18 protein-coding genes are annotated in these 14,944 nt (G+C 65.4%); 13 read left to right on the top strand and 5 right to left on the bottom strand.

The window, feature by feature from the left end:
- The first annotated feature begins 38 nt into the window (after positions 1-38).
- The gene (locus KLK06_RS19140) at positions 39-803 is read left to right on the top strand and encodes a crotonase/enoyl-CoA hydratase family protein (protein WP_214636892.1); all 765 of its coding nucleotides are present in this window, start codon (positions 39-41) and stop codon (positions 801-803) included.
- A 16-nt stretch (positions 804-819) separates the two neighbouring features.
- Here KLK06_RS19140 and KLK06_RS19135 read toward each other — a convergent pair whose 3' ends face one another.
- A complete protein-coding gene (locus KLK06_RS19135; protein WP_308168331.1) occupies positions 820-1,449 on the bottom strand; it encodes a TetR/AcrR family transcriptional regulator in 630 nt (209 codons plus the stop codon).
- A 178-nt stretch (positions 1,450-1,627) separates the two neighbouring features.
- Here KLK06_RS19135 and KLK06_RS19130 point away from each other — a divergent pair, with 178 nt between their 5' ends.
- From KLK06_RS19130 to KLK06_RS19120, 3 genes are read left to right on the top strand one after another with little or no spacing between them, the layout of a single operon-like run.
- The gene (locus KLK06_RS19130; protein WP_214636891.1) at positions 1,628-2,779 is read left to right on the top strand and encodes an acyl-CoA dehydrogenase family protein; all 1,152 of its coding nucleotides are present in this window, start codon (positions 1,628-1,630) and stop codon (positions 2,777-2,779) included.
- A 32-nt stretch (positions 2,780-2,811) separates the two neighbouring features.
- The gene (locus KLK06_RS19125; protein WP_214636890.1) at positions 2,812-3,999 is read left to right on the top strand and encodes a thiolase family protein; all 1,188 of its coding nucleotides are present in this window, start codon (positions 2,812-2,814) and stop codon (positions 3,997-3,999) included.
- Positions 3,992-4,498, top strand: a complete 507-nt coding sequence (locus KLK06_RS19120) for an AMP-binding protein (protein ID WP_214636889.1) — start codon at positions 3,992-3,994, stop codon at positions 4,496-4,498. The genes KLK06_RS19125 and KLK06_RS19120 overlap by 8 nt, the downstream gene beginning before the upstream one ends.
- Before the next feature lie 1,055 nt (positions 4,499-5,553).
- Here KLK06_RS19120 and KLK06_RS19115 read toward each other — a convergent pair.
- From KLK06_RS19115 to KLK06_RS19105, 3 genes are all read right to left on the bottom strand, one after another.
- Positions 5,554-6,372, bottom strand: coding sequence for a type 1 glutamine amidotransferase domain-containing protein (locus KLK06_RS19115; RefSeq protein ID WP_214636888.1), 819 nt, complete (start codon positions 6,370-6,372; stop codon positions 5,554-5,556).
- A gap of 169 nt (positions 6,373-6,541) precedes the next feature.
- Positions 6,542-6,910 carry a hypothetical protein gene (locus tag KLK06_RS19110; RefSeq protein ID WP_214636887.1) on the bottom strand — a complete coding sequence of 123 codons (369 nt, stop codon included), beginning with the start codon at positions 6,908-6,910 and terminating at the stop codon, positions 6,542-6,544.
- A 459-nt stretch (positions 6,911-7,369) separates the two neighbouring features.
- On the bottom strand, positions 7,370-7,945 hold the full coding sequence (locus KLK06_RS19105; RefSeq protein WP_214636886.1) for an HD family hydrolase: 576 nt from the start codon (positions 7,943-7,945) through the stop codon (positions 7,370-7,372).
- 387 nt (positions 7,946-8,332) lie between these two features.
- On the opposite strand from KLK06_RS19105, the gene KLK06_RS19100 reads away from it, so the two are divergent.
- The 3 genes from KLK06_RS19100 to KLK06_RS19090 all read left to right on the top strand — a co-directional run bounded on the left by KLK06_RS19100 (position 8,333) and on the right by KLK06_RS19090 (position 9,183).
- Positions 8,333-8,623 (top strand): winged helix-turn-helix domain-containing protein, encoded by a 291-nt coding sequence (locus tag KLK06_RS19100; RefSeq protein ID WP_250905718.1) that lies wholly within the window; start codon positions 8,333-8,335, stop codon positions 8,621-8,623.
- Between the two features lie 164 nt (positions 8,624-8,787).
- Complete coding sequence (locus tag KLK06_RS19095; RefSeq protein WP_214636884.1) at positions 8,788-8,991, top strand: hypothetical protein; 204 nt, start codon at positions 8,788-8,790, stop codon at positions 8,989-8,991.
- An 18-nt stretch (positions 8,992-9,009) separates the two neighbouring features.
- Entirely contained in the window at positions 9,010-9,183 is a 174-nt protein-coding gene (locus tag KLK06_RS19090) for a hypothetical protein (RefSeq protein WP_214636883.1), read from the top strand.
- A 26-nt stretch (positions 9,184-9,209) separates the two neighbouring features.
- Here KLK06_RS19090 and KLK06_RS19085 read toward each other — a convergent pair whose 3' ends face one another.
- Positions 9,210-9,836 carry a Uma2 family endonuclease gene (locus KLK06_RS19085; RefSeq protein ID WP_214636882.1) on the bottom strand — a complete coding sequence of 209 codons (627 nt, stop codon included), beginning with the start codon at positions 9,834-9,836 and terminating at the stop codon, positions 9,210-9,212.
- Positions 9,837-10,495: 659 nt separating this feature from the next.
- On the opposite strand from KLK06_RS19085, the gene KLK06_RS19080 reads away from it, so the two are divergent.
- The 6 genes from KLK06_RS19080 to KLK06_RS19060 all read left to right on the top strand — a co-directional run bounded on the left by KLK06_RS19080 (position 10,496) and on the right by KLK06_RS19060 (position 14,214).
- On the top strand, positions 10,496-12,031 hold the full coding sequence (locus tag KLK06_RS19080) for an AAA family ATPase (RefSeq protein WP_214636881.1): 1,536 nt from the start codon (positions 10,496-10,498) through the stop codon (positions 12,029-12,031).
- Positions 12,032-12,217: 186 nt separating this feature from the next.
- Entirely contained in the window at positions 12,218-12,382 is a 165-nt protein-coding gene (locus KLK06_RS19075; protein WP_214636880.1) for a hypothetical protein, read from the top strand.
- Positions 12,383-12,412: 30 nt separating this feature from the next.
- On the top strand, positions 12,413-12,538 hold the full coding sequence (locus KLK06_RS61495; protein ID WP_284735056.1) for a hypothetical protein: 126 nt from the start codon (positions 12,413-12,415) through the stop codon (positions 12,536-12,538).
- Between the two features lie 71 nt (positions 12,539-12,609).
- Positions 12,610-13,029, top strand: coding sequence for a hypothetical protein (locus KLK06_RS19070; protein WP_214636879.1), 420 nt, complete (start codon positions 12,610-12,612; stop codon positions 13,027-13,029).
- 3 nt (positions 13,030-13,032) lie between these two features.
- The gene (locus KLK06_RS19065) at positions 13,033-13,257 is read left to right on the top strand and encodes a helix-turn-helix transcriptional regulator (RefSeq protein WP_214636878.1); all 225 of its coding nucleotides are present in this window, start codon (positions 13,033-13,035) and stop codon (positions 13,255-13,257) included.
- 273 nt (positions 13,258-13,530) lie between these two features.
- On the top strand, positions 13,531-14,214 hold the full coding sequence (locus KLK06_RS19060) for a DUF4386 domain-containing protein (RefSeq protein WP_214636877.1): 684 nt from the start codon (positions 13,531-13,533) through the stop codon (positions 14,212-14,214).
- Positions 14,215-14,944: the final 730 nt, after the last annotated feature.

Below are 14,944 nucleotides of genomic sequence, written 5' to 3'. Positions count from 1 at the left end.
GCCATCCCCCTGAGACACAACCAACGAATGAGAGACCCATGTCCGATGAAGTGATCACCGAGTACGCCGACGGCCTCGCCGTCATCACCATCAACCGGCCGCAGGCACGGAACGCCGTCGATCGCGCCGTCGCCGAGGGCATCGCAACCGCGATAGACGAGCTCGACGCCCGCCAGGACCTGAAAGTCGGCATCATCACCGGAGCAGGAGATGTCTTCTGCTCCGGCATGGACCTCAAGGCGTTTCTGCGGGGAGAGCGCCCCCATGTGGAAGGTCGCGGGTTCGCTGGTCTGGCCGAGGCTCCTCCCCGTAAACCACTGATCGCCGCCGTCGAAGGATACGCCGTGGCGGGTGGTTGCGAGCTGGTGCTGGCCAGCGATCTCGTGGTGGCAGCGGAGAACGCCAAGTTCGGCCTGCCCGAGGTGCGGCGAGGGCTGGTCGCAGTCGGCGGTGGCCTGTTGCGGCTCCCCGCGCGCATCCCGTATCAGGTCGCCATGGAGCTCGCGCTGACCGGCGACTTTCTCACCGCGGAACGGGCCTACACGCTCGGACTGGTCAACCGGCTGACATCGGCGGGAGGAGCGCTGGCGGAGGCCCGGCGACTCGCCGCCGCGATAGCGGCGAACGGCCCGCTGGCGGTCCGCGTCACCAAACACATACTTGTCGAATCACGGGACTGGCCGGCCGCTGTGGCCTTCGAACGGCAGCAGGAGATGACCGCTCCGGTCTTCACCTCGCGCGACGCCCAGGAAGGAGCTCGTGCCTTCGCCGAGAAACGCACGCCGACCTGGACCGGAGAATGAGAGCGGGCGACCTGGCTCACGGCACCTGGGCCGGCGCATCGCCGCCTGATGTCACCGCTCGATAGCGCAGCTCGAGCCCGTCGAGAAGGGCCCCAAGGCCGACCGCGAAGGCACTCTCGTTGATCTCCTGCTGTCGCGCGGCGAGCAAGTGTGCCTGACCGAGGTGCGAATAGTTCGCCTCATACACGGTGGCGTCATCGGGAAACCCGCCGGCGAAGGAGCCGAGCGCCGAACCGGTGACGAAATACCGCATGAGCGCTCCCACCCGGGTGGCTTCACGGCGAGGCCACCCGGCGGCGACCAGACCCCCGAAGACGCCGTCGGCGATGCGCAATGCATGGGGACGGCGGCCGGGCCCTTGGGCGACGACGGGGACGATGTTGGGATGCGCGGCCAGCGTGGCCCGGTAGGACTCCGCCCATGCCGCCAGAGCGGCGCGCCAGTCACGATCATCGCCACCGAGCCGGGCGAACATCGACGTGTCGACCTCACCAAGGACCGCGTCCACGACGGAGTCGATCAGCTCTTCCTTGGTCGCCACGTGATTGTAGAGCGATGGGCCGCTGACGCCGAGTTCGTTCGCCAGCCGCCGCGTGGAGACGGCATCGAGGCCCTCGGCGTCGACCAGGACCAGGGCCGCGGCCACGATGCGGTCCCGGCTCAGCAATGGTCGGCGTGGTCGCGCCACGGCATTCCCCCTGTCAACGGCGGTGCGGTCCCCCATCATCTTGGCGGTTCCACAGCCGCTCTCTAAAACTTGCACTGCTAGTTTAGCTGAACTAGCATGTGGCTAAAACTTGCAGCGCTAGTTTTGGAGACTGAATATGGACCTCGAACTGTCCGAGGAGCAGATCGCGGTGCGGCGACTCGCCGCCGACTTCGTCGACCGCGAAATCACCCCGCACGCCGCCGATTGGGATCGTGCGGAATCCGTTGACCGGGCGATCGTCGGCCATCTTGGAGATCTCGGGTTCCTCGGCCTGACGATTCCCGAGGAGTACGGCGGCTCCGGGGGCGACCACCTGACCTATGCCCTGGTGCTGGAGGAACTCGGCCGGGGCGACTCGGCGGTCCGCGGAATCGTGTCCGTCTCCCTGGGGCTCGTCGCCAAGTCGATCAATGGCTACGGCGACGAAGAACAGAAACACCAGTGGCTGCCCGCCCTCACCAGCGGCAACGCACTGGGGTGTTTCGCACTGACCGAGCCCGGCAGCGGATCCGACGCAGCCGGGCTCACCACCAGGGCCGAGCGCGACGGCGCGGATTGGGTGATCAGCGGTTCCAAGATGTTCATCACCAACGGCACCTGGGCGGACGTCGCCTTGGTGTTCGCTCGTACCGGGGAACCCGGCCACCGGGGCATCACGGCCTTCCTCGTACCGACCGACACTCCCGGCCTCGAACGCCGGGAATTGCACGGCAAGCTGGGCCTGCGCGGACAACCCACCGCCGAGCTGATCTTTGACGCCGTGCGCGTGCCCCGAACTGCTGTCCTGGGCCCGGAGGGCAAGGGTTTCTCCATCGCCATGGCGGCGCTGGCCAAGGGCCGCATGTCCGTCGCAGCCGGATGTGTAGGCCTGGCACGAGCATCCCTGGAGGCGGCCGTCGCGTACGCCAAAGAGCGCGAGCAGTTCGGCAAACCCATCGCCGCCCACCAACTCGTGCAGGATCTGCTCGCGGGCATCGCGGTGGACGTCGACGCGGCCCGGCTGCTGGTGTGGCGGGTCGCCGACCACATCGACCGCGGCCTACCGTTCGCCACAGAATCCTCGATGGCGAAGCTGTACGCCAGCGAGGTGGCCGTGCGCGCCGCCAACGACGCCATTCAGGTCTTCGGCGGCTACGGCTACATCGACGAATACCCGGTCGCCAAGTACCTGCGGGACGCCCGCGTGATGACCCTCTACGAAGGAACGAGCCAGATCCACAAGCTGCTGATCGGCCGCGCGCTGACCGGCGTCGCCGCCTTCACCTGAGCCATCACCCGCCGAGCAAAAGGAAACCCCTGATGCGTCCCGTCTACTTCGCCGCTGCCCGCCGAACTCCCATCGGCAAACTGCACGGCTCACTGTCGAGCGTCCGCCCGGACGACCTGGCAGCCACTGCCTTGAGCGGCTTGACCGCAGGCGTGAAGCCACTGGACCCGACCCGGATCGACGACGTCTACTGGGGCGCCGCCAACCAGGCCGGAGAGGACAACCGCAACATCGCGCGGATGAGCGTCCTGCTGGCCGGCCTACCCGACCGCGTCCCCGGAGCCACCGTCAACCGGCTGTGTGCCTCAGGGATGGAAGCAGTGATCAGCGCCGCCCGCGCGATCGCCGCCGGCGAGGCGGACATCGTCGTCGCCGGTGGTTCCGAATCCATTAGTCGCGCGCCGTTCGTGCTGCCCCGTCCTGAGGAGCCCTTCCCTCGAACTCTCCAGACACATGACACGCGGCTCGGCTGGCGGCTTACCAATCCGCGTATGGCCGATCTGCACGGCGTCCTTTCCATGGGCGAGACCGCCGAAGAGGTCGCCATGCGGTACCACATCACCCGTGAGCAGCAGGACGCCTTCGCATTGCGGAGCCATCAGCGAGCTGCTGCCGCCAGACGTGACGGGAGCTTCGACGTCGAGCTCCTACCGGTTGAGCGCGCCGACGGCATCACGGTGACGGCCGACGAATGCATCCGCGAGGACACCAGCGCACGGCGGCTGGCCTCCCTCCAATCCGTTTTCCGCGCGGACGGCACCGTCACCGCAGGTAACGCCTCTCCGATGAACGATGGCGCTGCCGCACTCCTGCTGGTGAGCGAGCAGGCACTCGCAGATCTGGGGATCGAGCCCCTCGGCCGCTACGTCGCAGGGGCGGCGGCCGGTGTGCATCCCGATGTGATGGGTCTGGGTCCGATCCCAGCCACCCGAAAGGCGCTGTCCCGCGCTCGTTGGGGAATCAGCGACATCGATGCGGCCGAGATCAATGAGGCGTTCACTGCTCAGGTCCTCGCTTGCGTCCAGGAACTGGACATCGACCCCGACCGGGTCAACACCGATGGCGGGGCTATCGCGCTGGGCCATCCACTCGGCTGCTCGGGCGCACGGATCCTCACGACCTTGCTGCACCGCATGTACCGCACGGGTGCCCGAAACGGCCTAGCGACCATGTGCGTGGGCGTAGGGCAGGGCGTGGCCGTCCTCATCCAGCGTGACTAACCTGTCGGCGGCGGACAACATGAACCCTGAAGTCTGGCACCAAGTCCGTATCCTGGCTGCAGCTCTGAAGAAGATCAGCCCAGGGCGCGGTGACCGAATCGCTCTCTTGCGCCCCGGCATGGTGAAATTCTGCCGCGTACACCACGCCATCCTTGCTGCCGGAGCGACAGTCGTGCCAGTGAGCCCGCTGATCACGGTTGATGACGTCATGCGGCTGCTCGTCGACAGCCGTGCCGTTGTGCTGCTGTGCCATAGCGACATGGTCCCTGTGGGCGCGGAGGCAGCGCGAATGGCAGGCATTCGGATGTTCACCGTCGGCCCACCGTCCAGGGCTCCGGGATCCGATAGCCGTCTGGAAGACCTCGCAGCGGCGGTAGCGGTTAGTGGCCTCTTGGCCGCCGGCCCCTCAAAGGATAAAGAGGCATCGCTCTTCGCAGCCGGAAATGCGCCCGATGGAGATATCGCAGTGAGGTGGGAACATGCCGCGTCGATCGGCTGAGTACGGCACGGTGTGAAAACCGGCAAAAGTCAATCCAAGCATCTATGGCTGCTTTAATCCGCCGATTTCGCGCCCGCCCGGTGACGGACCAGTTCGGCGCGTGCCCGTGCGATGTTCCTTCATGTTCCGTGATCAGGGGTCCCGCACGAGCGAGCAATTCGACGCGGTGGCCAACCTTGGGTGATGATTCCGAGGGCGAAAAGGGGGCCAATGGGTCGGCCGGCGTCGTGGACACAACCTGGCCAACAACAGAACGTGCTGGAAAAATATCGTCCTCAGCGTGGAGTCCGGGTAGTTTGCTGCCTACGTTGATGCAGGTCGGAGTGTTTCGTCGGCACCCCGGAGCAGTGTGACGATGCATCCAAATGCCGCCGCCAAGTCCGCGTCCAGGATCTGATCCGCAGCAACCCCGCCCAAACAGCTCGGCTTGATCCCGCAGCACCGCCAGGTCCGCGATCGGCCTCGCCACCGGCAGCAATCATCACCGCCAGATCCACCACGAACAGCAGGGTCATGCCAGCTCTGCCGTTGCCGCAGCGACGCCAGATGCGTCGCCGAACGCGCTGGTCAGCCCGGTCGCGTCGGCGATCGGCCAACGAGCGAACGCCCACGTGACCGACCACACCACGCCCATCCGGACTTACGTCCCATCGGGCGGACCTTCCACGAGATCCTTTCGCTGGTCGCCTTCGGGCAGTGCGTCCAGGCGCTGGGGGAGATCGCCGCCGATCGTGCTTTGACGCGCTCTCCTGCTTCACCCGTTCGCCCCATCTGCGAGAACCAGGACGAGTGCCAGCCCTCCAGCCGGAGTCGGCCCCGTGGGCCTTCGCGATCGCCGCGACGATCGACAAACCGAGCCCGGCACCCTGTCCGCGGGTCGTGGGGAGCCGCTGTCATAGCCAAGCGTTCCTGGGGAACGTGCCAGCCGGTGTTACGGACCATCAGCACTCCGCCGGAGAGCGTTTCCTCAACCGTTCCGCCGGTACGGTTGTAGCGAACCGCGTTGTCGAGGAGGTTGGTTTCGACTCTTGGCTGTGGGTCGGTGCAACCTGGTCCTATGCGCACCGCGAGGCGAGTGCGGCTAGGAAGGCGCGCGAAGCTTCGTCGGCCGACCGCATGTTCTGCCCGGTGATCAGAGAGCCGTGGACCACGACGTGCGAGGTGAATTCGGCCGCCTCCTCGAACTCGGCGCCCAGTTTCGTGAGTCTCTCCTGCAACAAGAACGGCACGAGAGCGTCGCGTTCGAGTGCGGCCTCCTCCTGGTTCGTCAGTGCCGTCACCTTCCGACCCTCGACAAGTGGTCGGCCGCTCACCGGATCGACCCCGCACAATGCGGCAACACCGTGGCACACTGCGGCGACGGGCTTGCCCGCGTTCAGCGCCGCGGCGATGAGGCCACCGATCACGGGATCATCGGGGAAGTCCCACATCCCGCCATGGCCACCCGCGAAAAAGAGGCCGTCGTAGTCAGTCGATCCCGCGTTCCGCAGGGGCAGCGACGCACGCAGTAGCGCTCGCGCGTGGACATCCTCGTTCAACCTCCGCAAAGCCACCGTCTCGACGCCCTCGCCGAAACTCAAAGGGTCGACCGGCGGGTCGCCACCAAGTGGTGATGCGACGACAACCTCGACGCCAGCCTCCTTCAGTACGTAGTACGGCGACGCGAACGTCTGCAACCCCACGCCCGTTGCCTGCCCTGTCGAGCCCAGTTGCCCGTGAGACGTCAGGATGACGAGAACTTGTGACACCTGATGATCTCCTTCTACCTTGCAGCTGTGCCCAGTAGCATCGCCGACCTCCATCTGCACCAGATCAGGCGTACGCAGCCATACCTCGGCTTGGAAGCCCTCTCTGCGGTACGCGTCGACGACCACTGTTCGACCTGTTCCGGGGTCCCGCGCTGCGGCGCGAACAGATCGATGTCCTCGGAAGGACGCACACCCATGCCGTGCAACTGCACCGCGTGACCACCGCCGAGGACGAATCCGTGCTGGGCGGCCACCTCCAGCCCGATACGCGTAAGCCGCTCCTGCAACGGATCCATCAGGCAGCGGCCCGACGCAACTCGGGAAACCGCTTCTCCCACAGCGCCCGGACCCGCCGAGCGGGCAGGAACTCACTCCAGTGATGCCGTAGCGTCTCACCATTGAGCAGCGCGCGCAAATGCTCCTGACGCCCTTCCTCCAGCACAATCTTGTAGAAGGCACCGAGGTCATAGGGATCATCCAGGTCGAACCTGCGACGACCGCTCCACTCCAGCTCGTGCGGGAGAGTCACCACGCCGTGCACCGGACCACGCAGCTCATCTAGGGATTCGGCAACTACATACGGCCGGATATCCACATAGCTGAAGGGAGCACCACGCTGAGCGTTCATACTCACCAGTGTCCGGCGTGCGACCAACTCGGACATGGCAGCTCCTAGCTGCGACGATGGAGACCATCGTAGAACCCAACCGACATTTGACGGCGCAAAAGACCGACAGACTGCAGATAGCCAACCGACATTTGACAGGCAAAAAAACCGGCAGACCACGGGCCACGACCGACGTTTGAGATGACGGGCGTGACGCCCGGCAGAGCGCCTGGGTGCCCGGGCGAGACTGAGGGTGCGCGGTCGACGATCTGTGGATCACCCGCGCCGAGGCTCGATGCCTCCGCCTCACCAATGCCCTTGCCGGATTCGAGCGGCCCTCGGCCAGCCTTCTGGGCGACACCCGGCGGGTCCCCTACACAACCTGGCAACCGCGGGCGAAGCGTGACGGAGGAGCTCTCGGGAAGACAGCCCAAGCGCAGCGAGGTCCTCTAGGGACGAGCCGTAGCCCGCCTGGAAGAACGTCCGGAGCGTAGCGGAGGCCCTGTGTCTTGTCACTCAGTCGCCGTTGAGTACGCGGGTCATCCACTCCAGTGTTCCCGTGCGGAGAGCCTCCTCGGCGAGCCGCTTCCCGGTCGCGGTCTTGAGCGCGGCAAGCGAGCTGTCGATCCACGGCTGCACGTTTTGGTGTCCCCGCTCGCGATACTCGATGGCTTGCAGGAGACACTCCAGCTTGTCGGCGTCGCGTGCACAGACCGCCTCGAGACTGACCTTCTCCTCGTACTCGCCCACCGCGTTACTCACCATGTCGGCCACAGGCTCCGGAACGCCCCGCATCTGATCGGCCGTGACTTCCTCGTTCGGGGCCGCTTTGAGGTAGCGCTTGCCGATGTACGGGATATCGGTGATGCGGGTCTCCTGCGTGTCGTGAAACAGGCTCATAAAGGCGGCCCGTTCGGGGTTGCCACCCTCGAGTGCCGCGACCACGCTGGCGATGATCGCCGTACGGAACGAGTGGTCGGCAATGCTCTCCGGGTCACGCACGCCCGCCACGAGCCAGCCGGTGCGCTTATAGCGCTTGAGCAGCCCGATCTCATACAACAAGCCCGTCAGCGCCGCCAGATCGTCCGCCATGAAGGGATATCTCCTTCCTCACCCGCACGATGCCTGTTTTGACAGGGAGGGTTAGCTCAACATGCTTGCCCCGATAGCAGGAGGGCCCAAACTTCCTCGGCACGTTTGCTGAGCCACCCCTCCGTTTCGTGGACGGTGGCTCTGTCTGGGTTATGTGTAGTTCGCCGGATGAACATCAGGCCGCCCGAGGCGCAGAGTTCGTACATCTGGTCCTGGCATGCGCAGGTGTGTTGCCTCACCCGTACGTGTGCAGAACGAGGAAGTGGCTCCGACCAGGCAAGCCTCTCGTGATTAGGCGTTGCGGGCTCGACATGGATGCTGTGGTAAGCCCAAGTCATGAGCTCATCTTAAAGCCATCTTGTCTACCTCGTCTAGGACGTTGCCCATATGCTCCCTGTAGGCCACGTACCTAACGTCGGCCTTGTGGAAGTGGACAGGTTCGACCCGACGCCGATCTATCAACAGGTGGCGGCGATCGTCCGAGAGCAGATCAAGGCTGGTGCGCTACGGCCACGTGATCGGATCCCATCCGAGTCGGAGATGGTGCGAGATCACGGGGTCGCGCGCGATACGGCCCGCCAGGCCGTGGCTCTGCTTCGGGACGAGGGATGGGTGATGACCATGCCTCAGCGGGGAAGCTTCGTTGCCGATCGTGAGAGTTGGCCAGCAGAGGGCTGACCGTCGTTGCGCATCCAAGTTGGCGATCGCCTGTCCTAGTTGCTACAGGGTTCGCAGCCGTCGCCGATCTTGTCGTGTTGATCAGGATCTAGGTCCCGTCTAGCCGGAAGTTTCCTTTCACCGCTGGAACGCGCGAAGTGCCCGTCGCACGGCAGAATGATCGTGTGACGGATGCGATCCAGGCCGAGCGCATGCCGGCCGTCGTGCGAGCCGGCCGGTTCATCATGACCATGGAAGTGGCCTTCAGCCTCGTGGGGCTCGCCATCATGATCGGTACCGCCGCTTTTGCCTTCAGCGGTCCGTTCGTCCTGCTGTTCCTCTACACCGCCGTGATCACAGCGCTCATGGGTTGGTTGCTCTCCCGCTGACCCTCCCGAAGGAAGCTGGTGCGCTGGGGCGCCATCGCCGTTGAAGTGGTCTCGGCTGGCGGTTTCCTCATCGCGACCGCGATCGACGGCGACCTCAGCTGGATCAAGCTGATCGCCCCCAGCACGCTCTTCCCGCTCGCGATCGTCGCCACGCTCCTCACGCCATCGGCCACACGCTGGTTCGACCGCTGACGTGACGGACCATGCAGTGGGATCGCTCAGAACTGCAGTTCTGACCAGTCGATCACCATAGGGATCGGGTTGCTGACGCTGGGGACGTCGCCGGACTCGTCCTTCATGAAGGTGCCGATGTGCTTGTAGAGCATCGATGCCCGATCCAGCCGGTACCGTTCGATGATCGACACACCCGCACGATCAAGCCGGACGATCCAGTAGTGCGGAATGCCAGCCTTCGCATACTCCCCGAGCTTGTCGGTCGTGTCCTGCGTCTCGGAGCCGGGAGAAACTATCTCCACGACGAGCAGCGCGTGCTCGGCACGAAGCCGTTCGTCTCGCTCGCGGTCCAGGCACCGATAGAGCGCGACATCGGGTCGCCGGTTGAGCAACGGCAGGTCTCTCAAGCGCAGATCCACGTCGTTGTTCACGGCGACGCACTCGTGGCCCTTGCTCATTGCCTCGCGAGCATGACGTTCCAGCATGTTGGCCAGCCGCCGACCGGCAGTCTGATGATCAGGCGTAGGCGCTGCGCAGTAGACCACATAGCCGTCGACGATCTCGATGGCCTTGGCGATCTCTTCCGGAAGCGCCTCATACTCCTCAGGGGTGACCCGCGCGGGCTGAGGACGGATGTTGAGAAGCCAGCTGTCATCAGGTAGAGCTGTCATCCGGCATCTCCTCGTCACTGTCCACCCACCGAGCCAAGCCTACGGTCTATCCCCCATCTGGTGGGGAGGGCGCGTGGGACCAGTGATTACAACGACCAAGCGCGCCATACCGGCGCCGACAGGAAGGGCTACCTCTGGGCGGGCAGCTAGGCTCGACCAAGGGTGATACCCGTCCCAACTGAGGCCCTTTTACCGCATCCGCTGAAGGCCCACCATGAGCCTCCAGCCAAGCTTCCGCTCCCCTCATGGGCCCACCTGGCGAAGCGTGAGGGCGCAGCCCTCGGGAAGGCAGCCCGAGCGAAGCAAGGTTCTCCAGGGAGCAGGCGGTAGTCCGTCTGGGAGAACGTCCGGAGCGTAGCGGAGGCCCCTTGTCTTGCCACTCAGTCGCCGTTGAGTACGCGGGTCATCCACTCCAGAGCCCCCGTGCGAAGAGCCTCCTCGGCGAGCCGCCTCCCGGTCGCGGTCTTGAGCGCGGCAAGAGGGCTGTCGATCCACGGCTCTACGCTCTGGTGCCCCTGCTTGCGATACTCAACGGCTCGCAGGAGACACTCAAGCTTGTCGGCGTCGCGTCGCCAGGGAGATGGCAGAATGTGACCGTGCGGCCACCCCGAGCGAGATTCTTCAACACCGCCGGCCCATGCGGCCCCCAGCAGCACTACATGCTGCCCCCCACACAGCGACTCCCGCAGGCGCGAGAGCTCATCGAGATGGACCGTTACTTCGTGCTGCACGCGCCCCGGCAGACCGGGAAGACGACCGCGCTGCGCACCCTGGCGTCCGAACTCACCACCGAAGGTGATGTCACCGCCCTGATGTTGTCCTGCGAGCGCGCCAAGTCGGCCGGTGACGACTACGCCGCTGCGGAGTCACTCCTGCTGGATTCCCTCCGCGAGGCCGCCAAGTGGTCGGGATGGCCAGAGGAGCTGCTGCCGCCGGATCCCTGGCCGCAGGTCACGCCGGGCTGCCGGTTCGGTTCGGCACTGACCGAATGGTGCCACCGCAGCCCGCGCCGGATCGCGCTGTTCCTCGACGAGATCGATGCCCTGCAGGGGAACAGCCTGGTCAGCATCCTCAGCCAACTCCGTGACGGTCACAATGCGCGGCCGGGAGGCCGTCCGTTCCCCGCATCCGTGGTGCTGTGCGGACTACGCGACCTGCGAGACTACAAGGTCGCCTCGGGCGGCACCCCCGGCCGGTCCAACCCGGCCAGCCCGTTCAACATCGTCACCGCGTCGCTACGCCTGGGCGACTTCAACGCCGACGAGATCGCCGAGCTGTACGACCAGCACACGCAGGCGACCGGCCAGGAATTCACCAAGGACGCGGTGAACCGAGTCTTCGAGCTGACCCAGGGACAACCGTGGCTGGTCAACGCCCTCGCCTATGAGATCACTATTCAGATGAAAGTGACCAGTGCCATCACCGCTGGGCAGGTGGAAGACGCCAAGGAGCGGCTGATCCGCAAGCGCGCCACCCATCTGGACGCGCTGGTCGCCCGGCTGCGCGAGCCCCGGGTCAAGCGGGTGATCGAGCCCATCCTTGCCGGGGACTTCCCCGACGTCGACCTCACCTTCTCCGACGACCTGTCCTACGTCTGCGATCTGGGCCTGGTCAAGCAGAAACCCCCACTGCAGGTGGCGAACCCGATCTACCGAGAGGTCATCCTGCGGGTCCTGGGCGACCCATCGGAACAGTACGTGATGGCCGATCCGCACAGCTTCGTACTGTCCGACGGCCGTTTCGACCTGCCGCGACTGCTGCAGGAGTTCGTCGTGTTCTGGCGCGAGCACGGCGAGGTACTCATCCAGCAGGAGGGCTACCACGAGGCCGCCTGCCAGATCATCCTCATGGCCTTCCTGCACCGACTGGTCAACGGCGGAGGCCAGCTCGACCGCGAGTACGCCGCCGGCACCAACCGCCTCGACGTACTCGTCCGCTGGCCCTACACCGGCCCCGAAGGCGAACGGCTCACGCAGCGCGAGGCCATGGAGCTCAAGGTCTGGCGAGCAGGCGAGAACGACCCGATGCCCGACGGCCTCATGCAACTCGACCGGTACCTTGACCGCCTCACCCTCACCACCGGCGCGCTGGTGATCTTCAACCGGCGACCCGAAGCCCCGCCATGGAAGGAACGAGGCGCTTTCGAGCAGGCGACCACGCCGTCCGGCCGTCAGGTCACCGTTCTGCGAGTGTGACGGGTGCCTTGCCTTCCGGCTCACACGCGATGTGATCAACCCACAGCGAGCGTTTGAAGCAGAGTGCTCTTGCCTGACTGCCTCGGCCCATTGACGATCACCACTCTGAAGGCGTCGAGGAACTCCTCGGCGTAGCAGCACCCCCTCGCCGGTTCGGCGCCCGGATCGTGGTCAACCTGGCCGATCTTGGCTGGCTGGTTGCCGGTCCTGCGCCGTTGCCCGCTGGTGCCAGGCGGCGCGCTCAAGGTGCTGGTCGATCAGCCCGATTTCGAGGGCGGCGCATTGCTCGTGCTGCTCGGCCGCGCAATTATAAGCGCCGCGGAGTTCAGCAGCGCCTGCCGGCGTCGCTGACCTGCCTGATAGGGATCAAGGCTGGAACTTTTGCCGGAGGCCGACGTCGCGGACCTGCGCAAGGTGCTGGACGGGGACAAGCGGCTGACGCTGATCGTCAGCCTGCTGCACACGACGCGGACCGGGGTGGCGGACTCGCGCCGCAAGGCGGAGTAAAGATTCGTTGACATCATGTCTGCGCTGCTTTACTTTTGACTATGTCAAGTTTGTTGTACATGGGAGCGGACATGTCCTCCGAAGAGAAAAGCACGTGGATCTACGTCGTGGTCGCAGTTGGCGTAGCCGTCGTCTACTTCGCGACCGTCCTGTCAAAGGTCCCGGGAACGGACGTGGCGACGATCGCCTACGTGTGGCCGATGCTCACCGCGATGGGTGTCGGGATGGTCGCGAACATTGTCCTGAACATCATGGCCGCGATCCTCTCACCGAGGGAGGCCGACAAGACCGACGAGCGCGACAAGCAGATCAACCGGCGGGGCGAGTACGTCGGGTTCTACGTCATGAGCGTCGCCGCGATCGTCCCGCTCGGCCTGGCAATGGCGAAGATCGAGCAGTTCTGGATCGCCAACACGCTCTACCTGGCATTCGTCCTGGCCGCCCTCGCCTCCTCAATCGTGAAGATCGTCGCGTACCGGCGGGGCTTCTAGCCCATGGCCAAGCCCAGCAGGGTCACCAACGCGATCCGAGCCATGCGGTTCGCCCACGGGGAGATGACCCAGGCCGAGCTGGCCGACCGCATCGGCGTAACCCGCCAGACCATCATCGCCATCGAGCAGGGCCGCTACTCGCCGTCACTGGACATGGCCTTCCAGATCGCCCAAGCGTTCAGGATGCCGCTCGACGACGTCTTCCAGCACCCCGACACCCAGGACTAACCGCCACACCGTTACCACCGGCGCGCGGGGACACCGCCCTGCGGCCTTCTTCCGTCACACCCAAAAGCAAGGGAGAATCATGTACACCCCTCAACGCCTCGCCTCGAGCGCAGGCCTGTTCCATCCAATCGTTGCCCTCTGCGCCATGGTCGACAGGCCGGTGGCTGCCGACACCGTCGTTGAATCGGGGGCCGTCAGATGATCACGGGACCCTCACGAGCCGACGTAACAGCTGAAGGAGCCAGCACGGCCGAGCTAGTCCGCACCGCCCGTATGACCGGGCTGTTCTATCTCGGTATGGCCATCACGGGCGTGCTTGGATTTCTGGTCATCCGGCCGCGGCTTTTCGCCGCCGACGATCCCAGTGCGACGCTGGCGCACCTGGTCGGGAACGAGTCGCTCGCGCGCGCCGGGGTCGTGGTGGAAATGCTCATGGTCGTCACCCAGGCACTCACCGCCACGTGGTTCTACCGCCTATTCCGCACCGTGGACGCCTTAGCCGCCGGCGGCATCGCCGCCTTCGGCCTGGTCAACGCGGTCACAGGCCTCGGCAGCGCGGCGTTCCTGGCGACAGCGGTCGAGATCGCGTTCGGCCCGGTCGGCGACGCGCCGACAACCGTCCATCTCCTCTACCTGGTGAGCGGCAACCTGTGGGGCGTGGGAGCGATGTTCTTCGGCCTGTGGCTTATCCCCATGGGCTTCTGCGTGCTCCGCTCGGGGTGGATGCCCCGGCCGCTGGGCTGGGCGCTCATCGGAGGCGGCGCCGGCTATCTGCTCGGCGCGTTCATCGTGTACCTCGCTCCCGAGGCACGAGTCGTCGCTGAACTTCTCGCGATGCCCGCGCACGTTGGCGAGTTCTGGATGGTCGGCTACCTGCTGGCCCGCGGCGTCCGCCGTCGCGCGCTCCAGGAAGCACCGCGAGACGCAGCCCATATGGCGCCACCTGCGGTGACGTGACCGTCGTACAGTTCACGCAGCGCAGACCGGGCGCAATCCTCGCCAATCCCGACGATGAATCGGTCCGGGCGGGCCTACGACGACGTAACTAACAAAGACCATCAAAAGACATCCAACGGGTCGCTACCTGCGACTGCGGATGGCGCGCCTAGCTTCTTTAAGGCGTTCGACGCCGGCATGTTCCGAGTCTTCGACGGCCGCCATCGGACCCCTCAGGGGGTGATGTGATCCTGTCGCTCTTCCTCGACGCGGTGACGCGCGAGCGCCTTCTCCACGATACAGCTCCCACCGCAACCCCCCGAGCGCTGTTACTTCTTACCGACATCGTCTTTCAGCCCGCCTGGGAGAACGTCCGGAGCGAAGCGGAGGCCCTTTGCCTTGTCGCTCAGTCGCCGTTGAGGACGCGGGTCATCCACTCCAGCGTCCCCGTGCGAAGAGCCTCGTCGGCGAGGCGCTTCTCAGGTCAAGGGCGAAGCATTAACAGCGCCCAGAGCGTGTGAACCACCACATCGACGTACGGGTTGGCGGAGTCCAACTTGCTCGTCAGGTGCCCCTGTGTCCGCCTGGTAGGCGCCGATCCCTGTCCGTGGCCGTGCAAAGGTACACAGATTGAATGCGTAGAGTCTTAGCCTCGTGACGGATCGCTTTTGGTGCGGTACGACCGAGGTATGCGGTACGGGCAAAGGGGTGGGTACACGCCTGCGGAGCAGGAGCGGCGGGAGTGTGTACG

The organism is Nonomuraea sp. NEAU-A123, from assembly GCF_018603905.1.
Classification (GTDB): domain Bacteria; phylum Actinomycetota; class Actinomycetes; order Streptosporangiales; family Streptosporangiaceae; genus Nonomuraea.
This window is presented reverse-complemented; position numbering and strand designations above follow the sequence as displayed.